This window comes from Paraglaciecola sp. QJM3NY_14 (assembly GCF_056173245.1).
In genome coordinates this window covers 3,957,878-3,981,068 of record NZ_CM149664.1, presented here as the reverse complement: position 1 = coordinate 3,981,068, position 23,191 = coordinate 3,957,878, and the positions used below count along the sequence as shown (strand labels likewise).

Sequence of the window (23,191 nt, the reverse complement as noted above, 5' to 3'; positions counted from 1 at the left end):
GAAAACAATAAACATATGCTTAGGTTAGCTTGACGCAAAGTACGAGTTAACACAATAGGGCGTTTCGCCGCTTGAGTTTATGGTCTTGGGTTAGGTAGAATGCGCCTCCTATGAATACCGCTAACGCCTGCATACATTCCAACGATGTCAATGAACCGAGTTGTCGTCATATCAGCGCAGAAATACATCGATACCAAGATGTCATTGCGCTATTTGATGCTGCCTTCAATCAAAGCGAAAATACCCGCTTGATCAAAGGCGCTGGCGAGCCTGAATATATCCCTGCCAATGAGCAGTGCAATTACCATCAAGTGATTTTTGCCCATGGGTATTTCGCCAGTGCGCTGCACGAAATTGCCCACTGGTGTATTGCCGGAAAAAAGCGTCGTATGTTAAACGATTATGGTTACTGGTATTGCCCGGATGGGCGAACAGAAGCCGAGCAGAAAAAATTCGAGCAAGTAGAAATTAAACCTCAAGCAATCGAATGGGCGTTTTCGGTGTCAGCCAATAAAGCGTTTCGTGTTAGTACTGATAACTTAAATGGTGCTGATCCCGATACCAAAGCATTTACCTTAAATGTGCAGCAACAAGTATTAGAATATTTACGAGATGGATTCCCCCCGCGAGCGGCCTTATTTATTGATGCGCTTGCAGCATTCTATGCAACAGAGGCATTAACGCCAGCTAAGTTTAGTTTGCCCAAAGAGTGGCGTGTCACTGTGACTGAGGCTGCGGTGTAATGACAATGACACATTTTAAGCTTGGTTTAGTGATCAATCCCTTTGCAGGCATTGGCGGCAGCGTCGCATTAAAAGGTAGCGATGGGGCACAAACTCGAGACAAAGCACTCGCTCTAGGTGCGACCAAATTGGCAAATAGCCGAACTCGATTGGCATTACAAGAACTGCTGGGGGTTAGAGATTATGTGCATATCTATACCGCCGGGGGTGAAATGGGCGAAGCGCTCGTGGCCGATATGGGGTTCGAACACACAGTGGTGTATCAACAAGCAGCCGTTCAAAGCGAACCGGAAGATACCGAGCGCTGCGTGCACGTCTTACAGCAACAAGGCGTAGATTTGCTCCTGTTTGCGGGAGGCGATGGTACAGCGCGCAATGTGTGCCATATTGTCGGTGAGTCAATACCCGTGCTGGGTGTGCCTGCAGGCTGCAAAATTCACTCAGGGGTATACGCTGTCACGCCGCAGGCGGCAGGTCGTGTGGTAGCTATGATGGTCAACGGCGAAATTGTCACCTTGCAAGACGCTGATGTCATGGACATAGACGAAACACTCTTTCGCCAAGGCAGAGTCAATGCCCGTCAGTATGGTGAAATGCGTGTGCCCAGTGAACTTCGCTATATCCAAGCGGTGAAAATGGGCGGCAAGGAATCTGACGAGTTAGTGTTGGCTGATATCGTCGCGCATGTGATTGAATTCATGGACGAGCACCCAGAGCGCCTATTTGTGATGGGCTCAGGTTCAACTGTTGATTTCATTATGCAGGAGTTAGGTTTAAAGAACACCTTACTTGGCGTAGATATTGTGCAAAATCAGCAGGTTGTTGCCCATGATGTGACTGCCAGTACTTTGCTCGAATACGTTTCACATGTACCCGTTACCTTAGTTATCACCTTAATTGGTGGCCAAGGACATATCTTCGGCCGAGGTAATCAGCAGCTTAGCCCTGAGGTGCTCAAAAAAATTGGTCGTGACAACCTGTTGCTCGTGGCGACCAAAAGCAAATTACAAGGCCTAAAGGGTAAGCCTTTAATCGCAGACACTGGGGATATGACGCTTGATGCTCAGTTGGCGGGCGTGATCAGCGTGACTACAGGTTACAAAGATCAGGTGTTATACCCCATCGCTAAATTTTAATGACTAGCTAACGACAGGACTTGAACAGATTATATGAGTGGATCAGTAAACAGTGATGCAGCAAAACAAAGATTCGATGAATTTGTCGATTCAACGCAAATCTACCTTGATGGTGTGGTCGTTGATGGCAGCGACCAAGAGTTGTTTATTGCCAGCTACTTGACGGGACACTTCTCCCTAGTAACGAGTAATGCATTGGCATTAGATGACTATTCGCTAAAAGCGATTGATACCTATATGCAAACCAGTTTAGAAAAAGCCTACGCCAACAATGAAGTCGAAGGCCAAGATCAAGTTCAAGTCTCGGCGTTATGGCAAAGCCTATTTGCAAAAGCGAGTCGCTGAATAATCACTAAGGGTGCTCGCTTAAACTTCTCGGCGGATCAGCTGGCGAATTAAAAAACGATTCGGGTTTAGGGTGTTTAGTAAATCATTTGCCATTGGCAGTGGCTGTCCGCTGATTTGACTGGCGAGTACTTCAGCCATTAACGGCGCCGTAGTTAACCCACGAGAGCCTAGCCCTGTTAGCATAAACACATTATTAATATCGCTGCCTTTTGGGTAATAGCTTAAGGGCAGGGCTTTGTACAAATCGCTTAATTCTTTCTTTTGCTTCTCAATATCTGCTAATGCCCCCACCAAAGGTAAGTGATCCGGTGAACTGCAACGCACTGCTGCTCGGCCTTGTGCGTTCCCCACCACTTCTTGCGCCCATTGGCAGTCTGACAGTGATTGATAATGGGTGGCTAAATTTTTGTCTTGCTCGCTTAGGCGGTAATCAGTGCTTAAATCATTTTTCACATAGGTTGAGCCTAGCGCATGCTGGCCGTTATATTCCGGGGTTAAATAGCCTTTATGACATAGCACGGTATTTAATTTATTAAGCGCCGTTTGAGCCTGCACCGCTTCAACTTGGCCTCGCACCATGCGCAGAGGAAAATCCGCGAGCGCTGCTATGTCATGACTTTGTGCACCGGTGGCATAAATCACAATGTCAGCCTGGGCTAAGCTAGTATTTTTATTCGTTCCAGAAGTGGCCTCTGACGCTTCAAAATGTAATTGCCAGCGTGTGTTCTCTTGCGCGGTAATTGAGACATTTTTTTGCTCTATGCCGTTGAGTGCATGATGGCTATATAACCTCACCTGACTCAATTTCGCTGCAGCATCGAATAGGGCATCGACCAGTTGTGCTGGATCTATCCAACCGCCGAGTGGCATAAACAAACCACTGTATGGCATCTCGCAGTTGGCTAATTGTGCGGCTTCGCTAGGCTTAACATACCTTACTAGCTCACCGGGCCATAACTGGCTTTCGGTCAGTTTTGCATAACGCTCTGCTAGCGCAGGCTTAAAACCCAATTGCAACACACCGCACCATTGGTGCGCGAAGTGAAAACCTTGGGACTGAAGCTGTCGATATTGGTTGGCGGCATACACAAAACTGTGAGCATTAATCTGACTGGCATGGCTCGCATCCACATTGAGTTGTGGATAAAACCCAGCTTGAGGATTTCCCGATGCGCCTTGTGCAGGGGTCGCATCGTTAAAATAAATATCACAGTCATAGCCTTTTTTCGCCATGGCATAGGCCATGCTAGCCCCTGCAATACCGGCCCCTATAATCGCGACTTTGGGCTTACTCGCTAAAGCCGTTTGCGCGTGATTTTCTGCACAGCGAGTATTTACAGACGTAGGATTCACATAAGCGCCGCGTTGATAATAACGGGCTAGCTGACGATTGACTTTCGTTTCAGGCTCTCTGGCGATAATGCCTGCAAGCATTTCTCGCTTGCGGCCGTGTCCTTTGCGTTTCTCTACTTCGAAGCCTGCATCACGTAAGCCACGCTTAACAAAACCAGCAGCGGTAAAGGTAGCGAAGGTGCAGTCGTCACTGGCTAAGCGGGCCATTTGTTCAAACAGCTGGGGGGACCACATTTGTGGGTTTTTGCTGGGGGCAAACCCATCTAAATACCAGGCGTCCACTAAACCGTTTTCATTGGTGTACCATTGGGGTAATGAGTCATGTATATCACCTAGCCATAGATCGACAATGACGCGGTTGTTTAGAAAAGACATACGATGGCAACCATCGAGTGGCATAGGATATTGAGCAATTAATGCCTTAGCGTCATCTTCAAATTGAACAAAAGCATTAAGCGCTTGGACTAAGTCTGTATGGGTGAGGGGGAATTTTTCCGTACTGATATAGTGCAAGGTAAATGTACTGGCAGGGTGTTGAGCCAAATGCTGTTTAAATGCAGCCAGTGTCACTAATAAGTTAAGCCCAGTACCGAAGCCTGTTTCAGCAATAACAAAGGTAGGCTTTGACCATTGCTGCCAACGCTGAGGCAACAGATTATTGTGTAAAAAAACATATTCGGTTTCTGCGGCGCCGTCAAAAGATGAAAAATACACGTCATCAAAATTCGTGGCGATTGGCGTGCCATCAGCGTTAAACTGAATATCTGCTGTTTTAATGGTCAATCGTTTGGGTCTCCACGTATGCTTGGGCTAGTCTTCAAAAGCACGATAGTTTAAGGTAACTGCTTGGACAATCCAAACGGTCTATACAAACCAAACAGTGTTAAGTAAATAGGGATGCTATTTATAACCGGTAATGATTTGTAGTACGCAGGCTGAGATGCGCGATTTTTATACGCTAAAGAGCAGACCAGTTGCATCGCGAAAATCGTTACCATATGCGGCAATTTTAAAAGCAGCAATTTTTTGCTTGAAGGGTTTATCATGAGAAGAGCGGTTATCACCGGGCTAGGCATTGTTTCTAGTATTGGTAACAACAAAACTGAAGTCACGAAATCTCTTAGAGAAGGGCGTTCTGGCATCACTTATTCTGAACAATTTGCCGAAAATGGCATGCGCAGTCATGTTTGGGGCAAAGTTGATATCAACTTAGCTGACCACATTGACCGTAAAACATTGCGTTTTATGGGGGATGCCGCAGGTTACGCCTATATTGCGATGCAGCAGGCTGTTGAAGATTCAGGTTTGACCCCAGAGATGGTATCAAACGTGCGAACGGGCATTATTGCGGGATCTGGCGGTGCGTCTTCTCAACATCAAGTGGAAGCGGTAGACATATTGCGCGAAAAAGGCTTACGCCGTGTAGGGCCATACATGGTAACGCGCTGCATGGGCAGCACCGTATCCGCCTGCTTAGCTACTCCCTTTAAAATCAAAGGTGTTAACTATTCGATTAGTTCAGCATGTTCCACCAGTGCTCACTGTATTGGCAACGCCCTAGAGCAAATTCAGTTAGGCAAGCAAGATATTATTTTTGCTGGTGGCGGTGAAGAGCTGCACTGGACGCTATCAATGGAATTTGACGCCATGGGCGCACTTTCTACTAAATACAACGATGAGCCAAGCAAGGCGTCACGTACCTATGATGCCAACCGTGATGGTTTCGTTGGTGCTGGTGGCGGCGGTATGGTTGTAGTTGAAGAGCTAGAGCATGCACTGGCACGCGGCGCTAAAATATACGGCGAAATCGTGGGTTACGGCGCGACATCAGACGGTGCCGACATGGTAGCACCATCAGGCGAAGGTGCTATTCGTTGCATGCAGCAAGCGATGAACGGTATTGATGAGCCAATTGATTATATTAATACTCATGGTACCTCTACCCCAGTGGGCGATGTCAAAGAGCTATGGGCTATCGGTGAAGTGTTCGGCGATAAAGTACCACCACTGAGCGCTACAAAAGCGATGACCGGCCATGCACTGGGTGCCGCTGGCGTTAACGAAGCGATTTACAGCTTGTTGATGATGGAAAACGATTTTATTGCGCCTTCTATCAACATCGAAACATTAGATGAAGCGGCGAACGGGATGGATGTAGTGACTCAAACCCGTGACGCTAAACTAAATACGGTGATGTCAAACAGCTTCGGCTTTGGCGGTACAAACTGTACTTTGGTGATGCAGCGCTACAAAGGCTAGTAGTTCAGCGCATCAATCATGAAAAGGCCCGCTATTTAGCGGGCTTTTTTGTAAGTGAATTTTTTTGCTCAACGTGTCCTAAGCGTGTGCATATTTTTACTGCCACGGTGAATGGAATTGCTATAACGGTTTTTTTGGCAGGCTGAGCATATTGATGTTATGTAAGGTTTGTAATGTTGGTGTTAGCAGTATTTTAGCTGTGCATTAATAGTCGGAAAATTAGCCTCGTTAGTGAAAAAGGTGATTGCAGTTTCTTGCGGTAACTGTTTTGCTATTAGGCACTTTACCCTGAGTCTATTGTTTTAAGATTCCAGTCACCACATTTTATCTGCATCAAATTATTTCTTTGGAGTATATATGGATCGCCGCGCAGCTACGTCTGTCATCTTTGCTGGGTTTTTCTTTCTTGGCATGGTGTTTATTTTATGGGGAGTATTGTTGCCAGACTTGGCTGAGAGTCTGGCGATGAGCGAGGTGATAAGTGGTGCCTTTTTTACCTTAATCTCTATCGGTATGATCCTCGGTGCTATCTTGGGTGGTAAATACGCGCAGAAGTTTGATTTTATGTCGCTCTTTGCCGTATTACTCGTGTGCGTTTTGGTACTACTGCTTGCTATCTCATTTGTGCAGCATTGGTTCTGGTTGTTAGTAGGAGCGCTAGTGCTGGGCATGTTTGCTTCGAGTCTATTTACCATAGGTCATACAGTTATTGCTCGCTTACATGCTCATAAGCGCTCAGCGATGATGGGCTTTATGGACTTCATGTTTAGCCTAGGCACATTGGCCGCACCATTTTATGTCTCTGGCTTGTACTTAATAGAACACGATTGGCGCTGGCCACTACGTATTCTAGCTGCTGGTTTACTTTTGTTAGCCGGATATACCTGGCGCGTAGCACATCAAGGCAAAAAACTGGTGGCGCCTGAAGAGGCTAAAAAGAATCGCAAAAGCCTGTCTTATGGCGACATTATTCGTCGCCCCGTCTTTATATTTCTAGCCCTTGCTGCATTTGGCTATGGCATGGTGGAGTTTGGTAACGCTAATTGGTTTGTAAGTTACGCACAGAATGGCCATGGCTTTAGCGGTGAGCAATCACGTTTAGTGTTCGCTTTTTTTACCGCGGGTATGGTGGTGAGCCGCCTTGTATTTGCGCTGTTACTAAAGTGGTTAACCTCACACAGATTGATGCTGATTTTGGCGACTATCATGGTCGCTGGCTGCTTTATGATTAAGCTCGCGGTTGACCCTGTAGTGATGTCGTGGGGGAATTTCATGCTGGGATTAGGTTTAGGCGGCTTATTCCCGCTTATGCTGTCCGCTGCAATGGATGTGGACAGCGATAAAGGGCCAATTATTTCAGGTTTATGCGTTATTGGCTCTTCTATTGGCGTACAGGTAGCATCTTTCAGTACAGGCTTGTGGGCACATTTCGCCCCTTTAACCACCGCCTTTTGGGTTATCCCTATCGGTGGTGCTTGGCTATGGTGTATGGCGTGGGCTTATAGCCGTTTCATAAAAAGACATATCGCATCAAGCAAGGTTGATGTTAATTAATCGCGGGGCTTAATGAGCCTCAAGCGCAGCGTAAATTCTGCTACACTGCGCTTTTTTATTATCCGGAATACGCCATGTGGATTTGCCCTGCCTGTCAGTCGCCTTTACTTTTATCTAAACGCACCTATAAATGCGCCGCGGGGCATACTTATGATGTGGCTAAAGAAGGTTACGTTAATTTACTGCTCGCTCATCATAAAAACAGTAAAGAGCCCGGTGATAACAAACAGATGGTCAATGCTAGGCGCTCCTTTTTGGAGCAAGGGTATTACCAACCACTGGCCACTAGAATGGCTGAATTGTTGAGTGAGTATGTTCGCTCACAGCAGCAAAATGACGAAGCCGGTGCAAGCTCAAATGTATTCGATGCAGGTTGTGGTGAAGGTTACTATTTACATCGTATTTTAACGATAATGAATGAACAGTCCCAAAGTACTAAAGTCATTGGCGCGGGTTTAGATATTTCAAAAATTGCGGTGCAAAAGGCTGCTAAGAAATACCCTGAGAGCGAATTCTGCGTTGCCAGCAGCTTTGCTATTCCTGTACCCGATGCGAGTCAACAAGGCGTTATCCAAGTATTTGCCCCGAGTAGCGAGCAAGAAATTTTGCGTATTTTGGATGAAGCCGGGATCTGGTTACAAGTGAACCCGGCTCCTGAACACTTAGCTGAGCTAAAGGCTTGTGTATACGCAGCCCCTGCAGAGCACAAAGCGTCTCCGCCCGTGCCACCGGGATTTGAATTGGCGCATGAAGAAACACTGGCTTTTGATTTTGAGCTAGCCCAGCCTGAGATGCGCATGAACTTGCTGATGATGACGCCCTATTATTGGTCTACGTCGGTAGAAAACACGCAGCGGATCAAAGAATTATTGACTCACGTCAGTGCGCATTTCTCATTACGATTGCTGCGTAAAGTTGACTAGCGGGCACAAAAAAGCCTGCAGAAGCAGGCTTTATGATCTTTCGATATTCAATTTAACGTGGCGCGGCGAAACTGCTGAGACGTTTAATTGCTTGGCTGAGCAAGCGTGTATCAGCGTCATCCGGTAACTCTTTAGCAGTTAATAAGTTATACACTTTACTGTTACCGTTACTGGAGACCTCAATGCGCTTGTTATCTTGCATCACAATAACCATACGCTCTTGGGTGGTTACTAACCAGTCACGCCCTGGCTTGCTCAAGTCCCGCCCGGTACTGTAATTTTGCGTAGGGGCGTTACAACCCAACAAATTCAGTATGGTAGGCGCTAAGTCTTCACTGCTGGCAAAGTCAGCGAAAAGCGTGTTCGTGCTATAAAGAGCATACTCGCCAGCTTCAGTTGTGTTCACAACTAATACTTGGTAATCCTGCATCACTTGCGAGGTAGCAAGTATGTCGCTGAGTTGCTCATTGCTGACAAAGCCTATGGCAAGGTTCGTCTTGGCGGAGGTAACGCCTTGCTCGAAATCAGACCATTGTTGGCTGAATTTCTGTGTTTGTTTACCAGCCTCAAGTTCATTCGCAAAAATACCCACCTGTAATCCTAAAGCGGCAGGTAACTCCAGCAAAATAGGCGTTTTCTTGCTAAGCGCTGAATGATATAGCTCAGGAAGACCAAACAGGTAACTGCGCTGGCTATCGCTTGCGGATGATTGATCAGCGTATAGCGGAATGCGATGGCTTAAGGTTGTTTCAAGCGTGCTCGCCTGTGTGTCCGTATTGACCAATAATAACACTTTCTTCTGTACAGACACCGAGCAATACAAAGGCGACAAAGGATAGTTAATTTGGCTGATCCGATCATCAAATTGCAGCTCAAGACGTTGCTCATAGTTGTCTCTGTCAAGCAGGTCATAACGAGACATCAAGGTTTTCGCTGTGGCTGGGTAAGATAACGGAAATAAATCATCTTGCTGCACAATAGGGTGGTACAAGTTCGCGTCAGCCCATATATGCAGAGCATGGCTAGACACAAAACAAACCACAAAAAAACTGCTGATTGGCAAGGCCAATTTACGTTTTTGCAAGCGCGCAACACGCTTCCAAAGCGCATTAGCGATGACTAATTGAGCAGACAACCAGAATATAAAGATGAGAAAGAAAAACGCCCACCTTTGCCAACCAAACAACGACATACTGGTGTTGGCTTCACTTCTTAGCATTTCAGCGGTAGAAAAGCTCAGATGCACACCGTATTTGTTATACAGCAATGCATCAAACCCGAGCATGGCGAGTGCCACCGCAGCTAAAACAGCGCTCACCACTTTGACCGTTCGCGCGTTAGGTACTAGATAGCACAAGGGTAATATCAGAATGATAAACCCGAAGAAAGTCAGAAACCCTATATGACTGATCCAGTTAGTCAGTAAATAAGTGATCCCCAATGGCGTTTCAGGGGCGGGTGAGCTAAAAATATAGACACTGGCAATCGCGATGGCCAGGATCATATTTGAAAGCGCAAACCAATGGCCCCAAGTAACTAACTGCGTGACTAATTTGCGTCTAGGCGTTTCTGTTAAAATCATGAATTTATCTATTTAGCATTGATACTTTTTAAAAGTACTTGTGTAAACTTATCAGCCATTTCACTTCGCTGACTTTCATTGACCTGTTGCATAAAAATATTAGTGATGACATTACCCAACGCCATCAATGATAAATCTCGACTGGCTTGATGCTTTTCCAGTGCGATGATGATGTCGTGCATAACGTTTTCGAATTGGGTGTCCGAATATTTAGAATTTTGAGGCATGTTTTTTCTCTCAATAGTGATGGCGAGATAGTAACAATGGTCTGCTCAAAATGCGAGTAATGCGCACTGTAGGCAGATAAATAGTCGGCGAAAAGGGCGGTAGTTGTCTAGTTATTCGTCCAACAAGATCCATTTTAGGTTTGTGCTGTAACAGCGTAAACCATTAACAATACTAAAGGAGCCAACGTGAGCGCACTCATTCGTCACTTTGTGGTACATCAATTAGCGATAAATGATCAGCAACAACTGACACTTGTTCCACGCGATAGCTGTTTTTCAGTTACCCCTGAGATTGAAGATCTCGCCCAGCAGATTAATCATGCGTTTAATACAAAGCCAGGTAAAGGGGTGGGTGGGTTCCTTGAGCAAGGCTCAGCGCCTCCCCAAGATGAAGATGGTGAAGAGGTACCGGTGAGTCAGTTCCAAGACAAACTGAATGCGATGCTTGGCGACCCTGAACAGTTCGTCGATTTCAGTATTCAGAGCAGCGAGATGTTGAAAAAGACCATGGCGGACATGGCGAGTATTGAAACGGGGTTTGTGGTGTTCAGCCATTATGAATTTCTGGCTACTGAATATTTAATGATCGCGATATTAAACACCAAGCAGCACGTGGAAATTAATCGTGAATTAGAACTAAGCAGCAGCGATCACTTAGATTTAGCCAAAATGCAACTTGCGGTACGCATTGATATTACTCAGCTTTCAACTACACCGGAGCAGAATCGCTATATCAGCTTTATTAAAGGCAGAATGGGCCGCAAGGTCTCTGACTTCTTCATGCACTTTTTGGGCTGTGAAGAATTGGTCGATATCAAGCAGCAAAATAAGCAATTACTCAGCTCAGTTGATGATTATTTGGCGTCAGAACAAATGGATGCCAGTGAGAAGCAAGCGACCCGTAAAACTGTTTCTGAGTATTACAAAGAAAAACTCGATGCAGGTGAGGATATTCAGTTAAAAGAATTGGCGGATAAACTACCTAAAGAGCCTGAAGGCGAAGACTTCTATCAGTTCGTAGCTAAGAGTGAAACGCCGATTGAAGAAAACTTTCAAGCAGACCGTAGCGCTTTGAAAACCTTGGCAAAATTTAGTGGTCAAGGCGGCGGTATAAGCTTAAGTTTTGAGCGTAATTTGTACGGTGAACGCGTGCATTATGATGCGGGTTCTGACACGCTGATGATCAAGGGCATTCCGCCGAATTTGAAAGATCAGTTGCTCAAGACTCAAAAGTAACGGTGATATAGCGATTAAAGCGCACCAGTCTGATGATTCAGGCTGGTGTAAACACATGATAAAGTTGCACACCCGCGATATACTGCGCTCGTAATATACTAACCATTGCCCCAAAATTATGCTCTCAACAAAGGTATTCAGTCTGTTTTATGCAATTATTCGTTAACGATTTAACCGTTATGGATTTCTCGTATTTGTGCCCCAAGCGCGGCATGGTTGGAGAAAGTTGGATAGTCGATGTCGTATTAGACGGCGATTTGAATGAAGAGAGCATGGTGCTCGATTTCTCTAAGGTTAAAAAGCAGCTCAAGCATTTGATCGATGAATATGTCGATCATAAATTGCTGATCCCCGTTGAACATGAATACAGCCATATATGGCGGGATGAAAAGAACGACAGAGTAAGCGTGGACTTTATGCGCCCAGAAGGTCGCTCTATCCATCTTAATTGCCCCTCTGAGGCGTATGCTTTCGTGTACTCTAAGCATGTAACTATGTCATCGGTTAGCCAATATTTAAAGCAGGTGATCGCAACGCATTTACCTGACAACGTGGCAGGACTAGAGCTAACTCTGCGCGCTGAAGTGATCAATACTCCGTATTACCACTATACCCATGGTTTGAAAAAGCACGACGGTAACTGTCAGCGCATCGCCCATGGGCATCGCTCAAAAATTACCATTGTTGAAAACCAACATGAAAGCCTAGAGTGGCAGCAGTATTGGGCCGAGCGCTGGTGCGATATTTATGTAGGCTCTAACGAAGATTTAGTGAGCGCTGATAAGGTGAACTTCGTAAAAAACCAAACGGATTTCACTGAACATTATTTGTTTGGCTACGAATCGTCACAGGGTTGGTTTGAATTGGCCATTCCCAAGGCTGAAACGGAAATGGTTGATACAGATACCACAGTAGAGTGCCTAGCGCAGTACATTGCTGATGAGCAAAAGCGCTTAGTACCTGAGAGCGAATTTAAAATATTTGCTTTTGAAGGTGTCGGCAAAGGCGCTATCGCTTATGCATAAACTTATTTTTGGGGCGTTTATCAATTTACTGTTTATGGTGGGGGCCCACGCCGAGATGCTCGAGCTGCGAGGAGAGCTAACTCAAGGCAGTTTGCTGCGGGGCAGCGTGCCAGCGGGCAGTGAAATTTGGCTTGATGATAAGTCTATTTTAGTGGGCAATGATGGCAAATTTGCTTTTGGTTTTAGCAGAGACGATACGTTGGAGCATCAACTGACATGGCGCGACCCTGAAGGTAAAACACATGAAAAGCGTATCACGTTAACCTCGCGAGAATACGACATTCAGCGTATTGAAGGCCTGCCCAGTAAAATGGTCTCTCCTCCACAGGAGGTGCTAGATAAAATCCGTCAGGATAACGTGCAAGTGGCTGCAGCTCGCGCACGTCGTGATGAGCGCACCGACTTCGCTCAAGATTTTGTATGGCCGGCAGAAGGGCCGATAAGCGGTGTTTACGGTAGCCAGCGGGTACTTAATGGTCAGCCTAAACGCCCTCACTATGGTGTGGATGTCGCAGCGCCTACAGGCACTCCTGTTTATGCGCCAGCTGATGGTGTAGTCACGCTATTTGTCCCTGATATGTATTACTCGGGGGGCACTATGATTATCGATCACGGGCTTGGTGTGTCATCTACGTTCTTGCACTTAAGCAAGGGATCAGCGAAAGCGGGTGATGAAGTGAAGCAAGGTCAATTGGTTGCTGAAATTGGTGCCACAGGGCGGGTGACTGGTGCGCACCTTGACTGGCGAATGAATTGGATGAACGTGCGCATTGATCCCGCGTTACTTGTACCTAGACGATAACTCTTAAGTCTGCCCGTGGGCGCCTATTTTGAATGCCGGCGTTCATGGTCAAGCTAACTCTGCTGCTAATTTTACCAAGCAAACTCTCAAGCTTCAGTCTATTCGAGCGATAACCTAGTTAATCAATTATTTTACTATCTACCGTTTTTCGAACGATATTTATTGGTGAGCTAGGCTTGCAGGAAACTCAATCAGCACAACATAATCAAACGGTCAATAAGGCTGCGCAGGATCTTGAATTCGGCGGGTCGCTTAATCGCGCGTCAAGCCAAGGAGCGAAATTTGCCCTGTTGTTATCGATGCTGCAACAAGACGTATTGGCTCGCCCCCACATTGGCGCCCCAAACGAAGCTGTCACGCAGCAAGCTTATGGCGTTCGATCTGATTACCCCGAAGCTCCCTTGCAAGCAATTGCCCAAGACTGGCCGTTAGCGGATACAACCTCGCAATTACTTCACAGCGATGGTATTCGCAGTGCTCAGCTATGGTTGGCAATGCACCCACAACCTCTGTCATTGCACAATGATGCTTTTCATATTGATGAAGATATTTTCGAGAATTGCGATATACACACCCAAAGCCGTTATGCACAACATGTTGCTGGCAGCCAAGACGCCATGGCAGACAATGGTTCGGTTAATGAAATTAAAGTGGATGAGACCGGTATCTTTGATTTACTGGAAGAAATAGGCCTGCAAATGCAGGCCTGAAAAACGCTGAATCAACATAAAGGTTCTTATTAAGCTAATGTAGTTTAGCCGTCTTGATTAATCTTCTGGGTGATTTCTTGCAATACCGCTTCGGCTTGCTCGGTGGCAATTTGGCAGGTACCTGCATTTTCATGTCCGCCGCCCCCATGTTTCAAGCACACTTCACCAATATTAGTATTAGACGACTTATTCAGAATGGATTTACCAATAGCAAGCACCACATTCTGTTTCTGAAAGCCCCACATTTTATGAATAGAGATATTGCATTGGGGGAACAAGGCATAAATCATAAAACGATTGGTGGCATAGATGGGATCTTCATCCTTTAAATCTAAAATCACTAAGTTGTCTTTGATTGTGGCGCAGCGTTTAATTTGTTCAATCGCTAGCGGGCGGTGCTCTTGATAGATTTTGATCCTTTCTTGCACGTCGGGAAGCTGAATAATTTCATCTACGCTGAGATCTAAACAGCAATCGATAAGCTTCATCATTAAATTGTAGTTTGAGATAGTAAACTCACGGAACCGGCCTAATCCAGTGCGTGCGTCCATCAAGAAATTCATTAAATCCCATCCCTGTGGGTCGAGGACTTCTTGTTGATTAAAATTGGCTGAATCACCTTTATCTACGGCATCCATTAGCTCGTCAGAGATTTTAGGGAATTTGCTTTTGCCACCATAATAATCGTAAACCACTCGCGCGGCAGAAGGGGCAGATGGGTCGATAACGTGATTATCGTGCGCTTTGTTACGCATGGTTTCACTGTGATGGTGGTCGAAGCACATATGACAGCCTTCGACATAAGGTAAGTTAGTTAAAATATCTTGCGGCCCAACCTCAATTTTTCCATCTTGCATGTCTTTAGGATGAACAAACTTAATGTCGTCAATCATGTTCATGTTTTTAAGCAAAGCTGCACAGACTAAGCCGTCGAAGTCGCTGCGGGTGATAAGTCGAAAAGTACTGTTTGACATAATGCTCTCTTGGTTGTGGATTGAAACTCAAACGTTTTTAGTGCTCTGAATAGGAAAAATCAAGCTAACCATTATCGCCGAGTGTTAATTGAGTCTAAAACGTAACAAAGTATTATTCAAAAAGTAAATCTCTGATAAGTATTGATATTTAGTCTAAGCACAATATGCTCAGTTATATTTTTGAGTAAAAATAATACCGTATACTACCTAAGGTATAAGACACACAGGAAAAAAAGAAATTTTTATTTTTTTCTTCATTAAACTTTTTACCTGTATTTGGCGACTAACTTAATGACAGCGTAGTGAACTGTCGTAGTATCCCTGGGCCGCTTCATGTTTCATGTTGCGGCTTTTTAATGGCCGTCACACCGGCGCAGCGAGGTCCCCCCCCCTAAACAAGAGCGTAAGGATGGCAAAAATAATAACCTTGCCCGTAATCCACACCGAGCTTCTTCAGTGCTTCCATCGTTTTTTTATCTTCAACACATTCAGCGATAACGTCCTGTTTTGCCGCTTTAGCAATATCACAAATAGATTTAACCGCTGTGTAATCAAGAGGGTTTTCCATCATGCATGAAACGAAAGAGCCGTCGATTTTAATTTTTTCGGTGGGAAGTTCCCTTACGTAGGTATAAGAAGTGTGTCCGCTGCCGAAATCATCCAGAGCAAAACTGCACCCAAGTGCCTTGATGTTATCCATAAACAATCTTGCTCGCTTAACATTAGTGATTGCGACCGTTTCTGTTATTTCAAAACATATTTTTGTCGCTGGGATAAGCCCGCTTTTTACTTTAGTCATAATAAACTGCTCTAACTCTCTGTCATTCATTCATTGAGTGACCTGACAGATTAATTGAAATCGTATGGATACTGTCGAGCTGCTTTTTGTTATCGGCTTAATGGGTAAATAAAGCGTTAATCACCCAGCGATCTATCTTGCTGGTAAGGCGGTAACGCTCAGCAATGGGGAAAAAACGTGCAGGGCTGATAATGGTGTCATCTGGGCCCTTCATGCGCAGCAATACCTCAAAGTGCTGATCCTGCTGAGTATGTTGTAGCGGTATAATGTCTTGCCTATATAGGACAAAAAGATCGTTTTTGAGAGCGTTGTTGATTTGATGAACGGATAATATGTCTTGGCGCTTGTTGACGCCCGTTTCATTGCTCACATCGTATAAATGCACCGTATTACGCCCAGTATTTTTCGCTATCCCGCAAGCAACGTCAGCTGAATTGAGCAGCTCAGTGGTCGTACTACCATGCACTTTAGGTGCTACGCCGATACTGGCGCTGAGGTGAAAGGTTTCACCTTCCCAGTGATATGTTAAGCCCCGAATATTCTCTTTTATATTATTGGCAATTTGCAATGCGTTATCAAACGGACAGTCTTTAATTAAAATTGAAAACTCATCGCCTCCTAAGCGCGCCACTATGTCGTTGCTTCTCACATTGGCTTTTAAAATACGGGCGACCTTAACCAGAATTTCGTCTCCAGCAGCATGACCGCATGTATCATTGATCGTCTTAAAGTAATCTAGGTCTATAAAACACAAAAAGTAGCTAAGCCTTCTGTCATCCATTATCTCATGGAGATTACGCTCAAACGCCCTTCGGTTTTGTAGCTCGGTGAGAGGGTCGTGAGACGCTTGATGAAACAGCGTCTCGGTTAAATGCTTAAAGTCGTTGCTCAGCTCTAAAATTTCTGTAGGTGCCTTTTTAGAAGCTTCAAAATCATGACCTGAAAGGGCGCGGTGCGATGAATAAATTAGGCCGTTCAGGGGTTTACAGATACGATTGTTAGCCCACCACCATAGACCGATTATTAGCAGAAAAAAGCCAATGCGCGTCACCCAGCTTACTTCTACCATACGCTGTTTTTCGTTTTCTAACTGTACTGCCTCCAGTTTAATCAGTTCGGCGGTTTTTTGGGTTAAAAACTGAATGTTGCGGGATAGCGTCAAACTCACGGGGTCATATTGATTGAGCAATTTACTCAAGCTCAGTTGTAAATTACTCGGCGGAAGATCTGAAACTATATCCAGTGTACCGATAATATTTTTAACAAAAGATTGAGATTCATATATTTTGGAAGTGAGCTCAGGGAATCGCACATCGGATTGCATTACCTCTAGCTCATCTACGAGGTACTGCCCCATGTTTTTGGCGCCGAATATAAGGTAGGTATTGCCGGAGCCAATCACTAAATCAGATGACACTAAAAACTGGGAGGCTGTACTTTCAATTCGCTGTAAATCTTTCTCCCAAAGTAGGCTTTTACTATGCTCTTCGGCTAAGGTCTGTACATTGTTAAAACGATAAGCGAGCACCTGCTCTAAAACATATGCACCCAGCAAGCAGGCACAAACAAGTAAAGCCAGGTAACTGCGTATTCTCATTAACTTCCTTAGTCTCGCTGAGTGATATTGTGGATTTCGTGCTGCCAACTAATATCGGTAATCGCCAGTGTTTTTAACGCTGAATGCAAGGTCAGAAGGGCTAAATTAGGGGCAATAGGGAAGGCCGCTTCACCAGCAGCAGACAAGGCGTTTCCATCGTTACTGAGTAGGCTTTTTAAATCAGAAAAGTGCTTTCCTTTCAACGCCTCAGATATACTTGCTACAACGGTGTCATTGCATTGGGGGCTTCGGCAACGCTGAAAATAAAACCCTTTTATACTTCTATCTAGATTCATTGCCCAAGCAATTTCCACCAGTCCCCATTTCGCCCATTCAGAGCGAGCCTGTAAGAACCCCAGAGGTATTTCGCCGTCGTACACGACGTACAAGGTGTGCTTGGCCACTTCACTTTGATGTATTGTAAATGGCAGTAATTGTTTAAGTTGCTCTCTGTCTTTGTGTGTCACATCGGTGACCACGGAGCGAAATTGATTATCTTCATCGAACAAGGTTTGAATAGCTGAAATTGGGTCTCGTAACGAACAAAAAGCTGCGTAGGCGGTTGGTGCTACTAAGGCTAAAACGAGCAAACCTAAGCGTATGGTGGGGGCGATGAAACGTGGGTATTTGTTCTTCATTATAATCTATACCTTACTTGCAGGCTTAAATTTGGCGCTGTCTCAATTGTAGACGCTGAATGAAGATCGTGTTTAAACTGGGCACTTAAATCGAAGCCATCGTTATTTTGCCATCTTAGACCGAATATCCAATAGCTTGCAAAGTCGTTCCTTCGTTCAACGTCAATATCTTGATAAACCAATTGAAGGTAACTTTTCCAGTGCTCTTGAGGGCTCATCCAGGCAACCTCGGCAAAGCTATGACGTGTGTCATTGTCTTGTGTTTCACCCCAAGATGATTCAAGCATAAACTGCCACTGGTAATAGAAGTACGACACGTCAATACCATATCTTTCTCGCTCTACCAAGCCATCTCTGGTCAGAACGTCACCTTTGAACCACGAAATACCAGTGATCAGGTTACGCTGGCTCGGTGAACCAATTCGACCTGAAATTACATGAGGGTTGCCAGTGCTTTTTATCTCGTTCCCTGAGCCCCGCGTAAAGGCCACTTCATATTCTAGGTAGGGTAAAATGCCATTAAAAGAAATACCCCAATCTGCTTTTATGCCACGATCACTGGCCGTCATTTGTCTCAATGTACCATTGGTGTCTTCGGCATACTCTAAGCCATAGGGTATTTCAAAGTGTCCTAGCCGAACATTGAATTTACCTTGCGCTAACGCGGTGTAGTTAAAATTTGCAATTCGCCAGGTCAGTTCCGTGTCATCTCCATCATCAAACGTAAATGGGGGGCGACCTACATTATTGATTTTTACTAAGTAAGGTTGAAAGGTAAGGGTGCCGATATCGTGAGTGTCATCGCTAAATACTTTGTGAAAATCCACTCCTAGCGCATAGCTTTGTGCATTTTTTTGGGTGTCGGTATTACGATTTACCTGCGCGGAAGCGTCGATTGTCCAGCGGCTGTTTTGTATTAGCCATTGGCTGTTTAGGGGGACTGCATTTACAAAAAAAGTTGATGAACATGCGCTTAGGGCGATTAACGTTCGTTTCTGCAAGTAAACATTTTTCATGCTATTTAGCTATCCCTGTTAGACCTTACTTCATCAGTATCGTTGCTTCATACGTGTTTGCTTGCGTAACTTAAAGGTGGCTACATGGGTGTCTTTAGGCATTTTATATCTTTGGGTATCAATCCAAGCGAGTTTAACGGGCGACAACATGAATGATAGTAGACATAAATGTATATTTTTGTGGCATTCGAATATTAAAAAAAGCGTGTTTGATTAAAGCCATGCTGTTTAGTATTGGATTTCATTTGGAATTTTCAGCGGGCGTATGGCTAATCATATTCAATGAAGTTGGTTTCATCCGTATTAGCATATGCACATTAGCATCACATTATTTTTATATTTGCCGTTTATTGTTTTAGCGCGCCATATTGGTATTAACTTTTGCTTGGTGAAAATTTCTGCAACTTTCGTTGTAAGGTTCTTCTGTGCATACCCAGAGCATGGGCAGTCACACTAATATTGCCATTGTGGCTGAGTAAAATTCGCTGTATGTGTTCCCATTCAACTTGAGCAGGCGTCATAGGTTTTGCTTGAGGAGGCTCCTTTGAACCGGGGATTTCTTGGAAGCGCAGTACAAGCTCTTGAAAGCTAATCGGCTTGGTAATGTAGTCAGTTGCACCACGGCGCATGGCCTCCACAGAAGTCGCTATGCTGGCATAGCCAGTAAGCATAATGAGATGGGTAGGATGAAAATGTCGTTTTAATGCCTCGATGCCGTCTAATCCTGAATCGGAGCCGAGCATCATATCGAGTAATATTCCGTGAGTTGGTGAAACAGGTTGCAGTAAGGCTTCGCTAACACTGGTGTGAGTGGTGACGGTAAATAAGCCTGTTTGCAGAAATCGTCGCTTAATGACGGTTAAGAATGCCTCATCATCGTCAATCAGTATTAGGCTACGCATGCGTATAGTCCAAAGGCAAATAAATCGTGGTTATCATGGTGTCGTTTTTGAACTGCCAATTTACTTTCCCTGCAAATTTTTCGATGGTCGCGTTAGTCAAAACTGCACCAATGCCGTGGCCTTCGTGACTAGGGAAAAACCGCCTGCCCAATGATGCGATAGCCTCCTCTGGCATGGCTCTCCCTTCGTTCTCTATTTGCAAATGCCAACCGCTTTTGCTTATGTTAGTGCTCACCAATACACGCTGGTTATGGCTTTTGAGTGCCGCTTCACATGCATTGATGATGACACTTGTAAGCGCTGGCAGTAGCGTTCGATCTGCCAATATAAACTGCTGCTTATCATTGCGTTGTGACTGCCACTGGATTTCTGCTTCTGGCCTAGATATTTGCATTAGCTGACGTAATGAATCGGTTAATTCATCCAACTTGTATCTATGCATCCGCTGTTCTCTTACATCATCAGCAACCACTCGCCAATTGCGCAACTGTTGTTCGATACGCTGGAATTGTTGCTCTAACGCATGTAACCATCCTGTTGAACGTTGCTGCTCGGCGCCTTCTTCTAATAATAAACGTATAGATTGAGCTGGCGTCGCTACATCGTGTGTTAATTGCGCTGCAGCGGTTCCAATCGCCAGTAGTTGCTCGTCTCGCAGTTGGCGCTCTCGTAGTTTCTGTAAGATACGTTCACGATCCGCAATTTGATAACGGAAGTAACACACTACGATGGCAATAAGTAAACTGGTTAAAACAAAACTTCCAACCATGGCATATGAGTGCTCTTGCATCATGCCTTGATGATGGACGTGTTCGGGTAGCAATAGCACTTGAACAAATTGCGCAATGATACTCAATATTAACAAGCTCCCTGCATGCGCTAAGGGGAGTAACATAAAGGCCAATACTAATGGAACCAGCAGTATCGCGTTGAATGGATTACTTGCGGCACCATTAAGCGCTATTAAGGTATTAATGCTAATGACTTCCAACATCAACAAACACAGCATTAACCAGGGGATTAGGCGTATTTGACGTTTACACGCCATTGCCATCAGTAACAACATTTGCTATTTGCTCTTAACTAAAGCGCACAAGAATACTAGAACGCGTAACTCAGGCCAATATTAACAGACCGCCCCGCGCCCGCTAATTGGCTGAAGCCTTGACTGGTATCCATTTTATATTCGGCGATGCTTACACCACCCATAGGTAACGCATAGTAAGTGTCAAATAAGTTATTAACTGCGAATGATAGGGTAACGTCTTGCCAAGTTAATTTGCTGCTCACATTAATGAGATGATAGCTTTTGGTGCTATTTTCTAAACGTCGTTCATCTGTATCTTTCTTACTTGCTACCCATTGCCATTCAATTGCGTTTTGCCAGTTCCCCATTTTTTGCTCGGCTTTCAATTCAGATTTAAGTGGCACTATTTGATACAAGTCACCTTCGTTGTCATCCCTCTTGCCGCGAGTGGTGGATAGATTAGCGTTCAGTTGCCATAGCCCCCATTTTTCAGAATCTAAGAACTGAATTGACCCATTCAACTTAACCCCATATAAGGTTGCATCTAAATTTGTGAATTGCAGAATATTCCTGTTGCCAGCACCGGACGAGGCATGATTAAACGAACTCACTATTTCAGCATCAATGTAATCTTTTACAGACGTATACCAAGCATTGGCACTAAATTTCCATTCATTATCCACTGGCGAATCGCTATAGTTGACGCTCAAAGTGTGGGCGGTTTCTGGTGCTAGGTTGGGGTTGCCTATATAACCGTTACCGTCACCGAACCAACCTATCATTGTGGTCGCCATGGTACTGACGCCCCAGCTGTAACGTTCGTATAAATTGGGTGCTCGACTTTTACGGGCAATAGCCAATTCTAGTTGCTGGCTGGCATTAAATAAGTAGCGCGTGCTGAGCGTCGCATCTATTAACGTATTGCTACGTTTTCTGTTCATTGCGTTGAAAATATCTGCAGCATCGTTATTGTTTAACGCACTAATAGACATGCTGGGCTCCATTGACATATGCATTGAGCTCATGTCCATCAATGTGTCATTGGTATAAGGCTGAACCTCACCGGTATTGGTCGTCACCTGCTCAAGGCGTATACCAGCAGATAGCCACCAATTGGTATTGAGTGACTGAGATGTTTCAGCAAAAACAGCTATTCGCTGACGCTTACCGTCATTAATATTGATGTAATCGTTTGGCCCCATCATCATAGAGTCTTCAACTGCAGGCCACCAATCATCTAGATGATACTCAAAGTACTCATGTCCAAAATTGACGGTATTGTTTGTGCTGGTGATAAATTGCCAGTTCAATCGATAACTATAATCATCTGCCGACGTTTTCATGGGCATCATGCCCGTTTTTTCATCACTGAAAAATCCCATCTCATGCTTAACACCGTGCCAATTTACTTGAACTTCAAAATCTCCCTCATCAAGCTGACGCCGATACAAGCTAGTCATGCCATAACTCTTGTTGTCGGTCATATCCATATACTGATTAGGGAATCCCTGAAATGGGATATTCTGGTGGGTAAGTTTAACAGCGAGCTGCTGTTTATTGTCTTTTATCGCGGCAGTTAATGCATGGTTTTGTGCCCTGTATAACGTGTCCAATACTGTGTCACCATGACCGTCTTCGTAACTTTTTGCATCCTCAAAAGCCCCTTGGTAATCAAGACTAAAATTTTGGCTTGCCATACGGGCCCCTAGCCCTATTGATTTTGCTTGATTATTACTGTTGTATTGCATTGAGCCGTAACCTGAATGCCAACGCACATCGTTACCTTCCAAGTACAGTGGAGCAATCTCATTGACGCTAATAACGCCGGCAATGTTATCACCACCTGCGCTGACAGGGCTTATCCCAGCAACAACGTTCAGTACCTGAACTTGGTTAGCGGATATATATGATAAAGGCGGATTCATGTGATTAGCACAAGAGGCGGTAATATCAGCACCATCAATTAACACTTTTACTCTGTCGCCCATCATGCCATTTAATACCGGTAAGCTCGACATGCCACCTGCAGCAGAAAAGTCGACACCTTGACGCTTTAACAATTCGTCCACTGACCCTAGTTGACTCGCATTATTTTGTTGATGACCATTGATTTCGACTATTTCAATGGTTTCTTCAGCATGTATTGCATGAGAAAAGATGCTGCTGATGGCCAGAGCGACGGGGGATAAACAGCATATATAGGATGAGCGAGGAGATGACGGTTTCATTATCTGTCTTATGTGACTTGATTGGAGCACCATTATATAAAGGGCGATAGGCGCTGAAAACGCGGCAAATTGTCGCACCAAGCAAGCCTGCACAGCAGTAATGGTCGTAAGT

21 protein-coding genes are annotated in these 23,191 nt (G+C 44.9%); 10 read left to right on the top strand and 11 right to left on the bottom strand.

Annotated elements, in window-relative coordinates; translation table 11 throughout:
- The first annotated feature begins 110 nt into the window (after positions 1 to 110).
- From AC0VYA_RS17080 to AC0VYA_RS17070, 3 genes are read left to right on the top strand one after another with little or no spacing between them, the layout of a single operon-like run.
- A complete protein-coding gene (locus AC0VYA_RS17080; RefSeq protein ID WP_475489057.1) occupies positions 111 to 743 on the top strand; it encodes an elongation factor P hydroxylase in 633 nt (210 codons plus the stop codon).
- The gene (locus AC0VYA_RS17075; protein WP_475489056.1) at positions 743 to 1,879 is read left to right on the top strand and encodes an ATP-NAD kinase family protein; all 1,137 of its coding nucleotides are present in this window, start codon (positions 743 to 745) and stop codon (positions 1,877 to 1,879) included. The genes AC0VYA_RS17080 and AC0VYA_RS17075 overlap by 1 nt, the downstream gene beginning before the upstream one ends.
- Before the next feature lie 33 nt (positions 1,880 to 1,912).
- Positions 1,913 to 2,224: a YfcL family protein gene (locus AC0VYA_RS17070; RefSeq protein WP_475489055.1), complete on the top strand. Its 312-nt coding sequence runs from the start codon at positions 1,913 to 1,915 to the stop codon at positions 2,222 to 2,224.
- Positions 2,225 to 2,245: 21 nt separating this feature from the next.
- Here AC0VYA_RS17070 and mnmC read toward each other — a convergent pair whose 3' ends face one another.
- Complete coding sequence (gene mnmC, locus AC0VYA_RS17065) at positions 2,246 to 4,363, bottom strand: bifunctional tRNA (5-methylaminomethyl-2-thiouridine)(34)-methyltransferase MnmC2/FAD-dependent 5-carboxymethylaminomethyl-2-thiouridine(34) oxidoreductase MnmC1 (protein WP_475489054.1); 2,118 nt, start codon at positions 4,361 to 4,363, stop codon at positions 2,246 to 2,248.
- A 261-nt stretch (positions 4,364 to 4,624) separates the two neighbouring features.
- Here mnmC and fabB point away from each other — a divergent pair, with 261 nt between their 5' ends.
- The 3 genes from fabB (at position 4,625) to AC0VYA_RS17050 (ending at position 8,316) form a co-directional block, all read left to right on the top strand.
- Positions 4,625 to 5,839, top strand: coding sequence for a beta-ketoacyl-ACP synthase I (gene fabB / locus AC0VYA_RS17060; protein ID WP_011576118.1), 1,215 nt, complete (start codon positions 4,625 to 4,627; stop codon positions 5,837 to 5,839).
- Positions 5,840 to 6,196: 357 nt separating this feature from the next.
- Positions 6,197 to 7,393: an MFS transporter gene (locus AC0VYA_RS17055; protein ID WP_011576117.1), complete on the top strand. Its 1,197-nt coding sequence runs from the start codon at positions 6,197 to 6,199 to the stop codon at positions 7,391 to 7,393.
- A gap of 74 nt (positions 7,394 to 7,467) precedes the next feature.
- Positions 7,468 to 8,316: a putative RNA methyltransferase gene (locus AC0VYA_RS17050; RefSeq protein ID WP_475489053.1), complete on the top strand. Its 849-nt coding sequence runs from the start codon at positions 7,468 to 7,470 to the stop codon at positions 8,314 to 8,316.
- A gap of 52 nt (positions 8,317 to 8,368) precedes the next feature.
- Here AC0VYA_RS17050 and AC0VYA_RS17045 read toward each other — a convergent pair whose 3' ends face one another.
- Positions 8,369 to 9,898: a DUF3413 domain-containing protein gene (locus tag AC0VYA_RS17045; protein ID WP_475489052.1), complete on the bottom strand. Its 1,530-nt coding sequence runs from the start codon at positions 9,896 to 9,898 to the stop codon at positions 8,369 to 8,371.
- An 8-nt stretch (positions 9,899 to 9,906) separates the two neighbouring features.
- Positions 9,907 to 10,125 (bottom strand): YejL family protein, encoded by a 219-nt coding sequence (locus AC0VYA_RS17040; protein ID WP_006994434.1) that lies wholly within the window; start codon positions 10,123 to 10,125, stop codon positions 9,907 to 9,909.
- A 186-nt stretch (positions 10,126 to 10,311) separates the two neighbouring features.
- Between AC0VYA_RS17040 and yejK the strand changes: the two genes are divergently transcribed.
- From yejK to AC0VYA_RS17020, 4 genes are all read left to right on the top strand, one after another.
- Entirely contained in the window at positions 10,312 to 11,361 is a 1,050-nt protein-coding gene (yejK, locus tag AC0VYA_RS17035) for a nucleoid-associated protein YejK (protein WP_475489051.1), read from the top strand.
- Between the two features lie 149 nt (positions 11,362 to 11,510).
- Positions 11,511 to 12,386 carry a 6-carboxytetrahydropterin synthase gene (locus tag AC0VYA_RS17030; protein WP_011576113.1) on the top strand — a complete coding sequence of 292 codons (876 nt, stop codon included), beginning with the start codon at positions 11,511 to 11,513 and terminating at the stop codon, positions 12,384 to 12,386.
- Positions 12,379 to 13,188, top strand: coding sequence for a M23 family metallopeptidase (locus AC0VYA_RS17025; protein WP_475489050.1), 810 nt, complete (start codon positions 12,379 to 12,381; stop codon positions 13,186 to 13,188). The genes AC0VYA_RS17030 and AC0VYA_RS17025 overlap by 8 nt, the downstream gene beginning before the upstream one ends.
- A gap of 176 nt (positions 13,189 to 13,364) precedes the next feature.
- Positions 13,365 to 13,898 (top strand): VC2046/SO_2500 family protein, encoded by a 534-nt coding sequence (locus AC0VYA_RS17020; RefSeq protein ID WP_475489049.1) that lies wholly within the window; start codon positions 13,365 to 13,367, stop codon positions 13,896 to 13,898.
- Between the two features lie 44 nt (positions 13,899 to 13,942).
- Here AC0VYA_RS17020 and AC0VYA_RS17015 read toward each other — a convergent pair whose 3' ends face one another.
- From AC0VYA_RS17015 to AC0VYA_RS16980, 8 genes are all read right to left on the bottom strand, one after another.
- The gene (locus AC0VYA_RS17015) at positions 13,943 to 14,872 is read right to left on the bottom strand and encodes an exopolyphosphatase (RefSeq protein WP_011576110.1); all 930 of its coding nucleotides are present in this window, start codon (positions 14,870 to 14,872) and stop codon (positions 13,943 to 13,945) included.
- A gap of 391 nt (positions 14,873 to 15,263) precedes the next feature.
- Entirely contained in the window at positions 15,264 to 15,671 is a 408-nt protein-coding gene (locus tag AC0VYA_RS17010; protein ID WP_475489048.1) for an EAL domain-containing protein, read from the bottom strand.
- Between the two features lie 97 nt (positions 15,672 to 15,768).
- On the bottom strand, positions 15,769 to 17,268 hold the full coding sequence (locus tag AC0VYA_RS17005) for a diguanylate cyclase (RefSeq protein ID WP_475489047.1): 1,500 nt from the start codon (positions 17,266 to 17,268) through the stop codon (positions 15,769 to 15,771).
- Between the two features lie 8 nt (positions 17,269 to 17,276).
- Positions 17,277 to 17,906 carry a hypothetical protein gene (locus AC0VYA_RS17000; RefSeq protein ID WP_011576108.1) on the bottom strand — a complete coding sequence of 210 codons (630 nt, stop codon included), beginning with the start codon at positions 17,904 to 17,906 and terminating at the stop codon, positions 17,277 to 17,279.
- The gene (locus AC0VYA_RS16995; protein ID WP_475489046.1) at positions 17,906 to 18,922 is read right to left on the bottom strand and encodes a hypothetical protein; all 1,017 of its coding nucleotides are present in this window, start codon (positions 18,920 to 18,922) and stop codon (positions 17,906 to 17,908) included. Before AC0VYA_RS16995 ends, AC0VYA_RS17000 begins: the two co-directional genes overlap by 1 nt.
- 374 nt (positions 18,923 to 19,296) lie before the next feature.
- Positions 19,297 to 19,824, bottom strand: a complete 528-nt coding sequence (locus AC0VYA_RS16990; protein ID WP_011576106.1) for a response regulator transcription factor — start codon at positions 19,822 to 19,824, stop codon at positions 19,297 to 19,299.
- On the bottom strand, positions 19,817 to 20,890 hold the full coding sequence (locus AC0VYA_RS16985) for a sensor histidine kinase (protein WP_475489045.1): 1,074 nt from the start codon (positions 20,888 to 20,890) through the stop codon (positions 19,817 to 19,819). The genes AC0VYA_RS16990 and AC0VYA_RS16985 overlap by 8 nt, the downstream gene beginning before the upstream one ends.
- A gap of 35 nt (positions 20,891 to 20,925) precedes the next feature.
- Positions 20,926 to 23,079, bottom strand: coding sequence for a TonB-dependent receptor (locus tag AC0VYA_RS16980; RefSeq protein ID WP_475489044.1), 2,154 nt, complete (start codon positions 23,077 to 23,079; stop codon positions 20,926 to 20,928).
- Positions 23,080 to 23,191: the final 112 nt, after the last annotated feature.